Origin of the sequence: Mesorhizobium sp. YIM 152430, from assembly GCF_029210365.1 — a bacterium.
GTDB lineage: Bacteria > Pseudomonadota > Alphaproteobacteria > Rhizobiales > Rhizobiaceae > Aliihoeflea.
Window position 1 is genome coordinate 1 of the sequence record NZ_JARGES010000009.1, and the last position, 682, is coordinate 682.

Sequence of the window (682 nt, forward strand, 5' to 3'; positions counted from 1 at the left end):
CGCGACGCTCTACCACGCCTCCTTCGGCTTCACCGGCGGATGGCGCCGCATGGTCGTCGAAAAGCGCGGGCGCGGAATGCGTGCGCAGATGCTGATGATCGCGGTAGCGGCAGTCGCGATGATCCCGCTTCTCGCCGCCGGCAGCCTCGGCGGACAGGCGCTTGCACCCGCAACCGCGCCGGTCGGAATCTCCGTCCTCGTCGGCGCCGCGATCTTCGGGCTCGGGATGCAGCTTGGCGGCGGCTGCGGCTCGGGCACGCTCTTCACCGTCGGCGGCGGCTCCTCGCGGATGCTGGTTACGCTCACGTTCTTCATCATCGGCGCGGTCATCGGCACCGCGCACCTGCCCTGGTGGCTGGGCCTGCCCGCAATGCCGGCCGTCAGCCTTGGCAACACAATCGGCATCGGCTCGGCGATCCTCGCCACCCTCGCCGCCCNATCTCGAAGCCGAGCCCGCGCCCGCCCGCCCCGGCTGGACGTGGATCCTCTCCGGTCCCTGGCCGCTCGTCGGCGCCGGCGTGCTGCTCGCGCTCCTCAACGTCGCGACGCTGCTTCTGGCCGGCCATCCCTGGTCCGTCACCTTCGGCTTCGGCCTGTGGGGCGCAAAGGCGGCGCAGGTCGCCGGCATTCCGGTCGAAACATGGGAATTCTGGAACTGGCCCGGCCCGCAACGGGCGCTCAA

General features: G+C 71.1%; 1 pseudogene. It reads left to right on the forward strand.

Annotation, left to right across the window (positions count from 1 at the left end):
* Positions 1 to 682: pseudogene (locus PZ895_RS00680) on the forward strand (YeeE/YedE family protein); the annotation flags it as partial.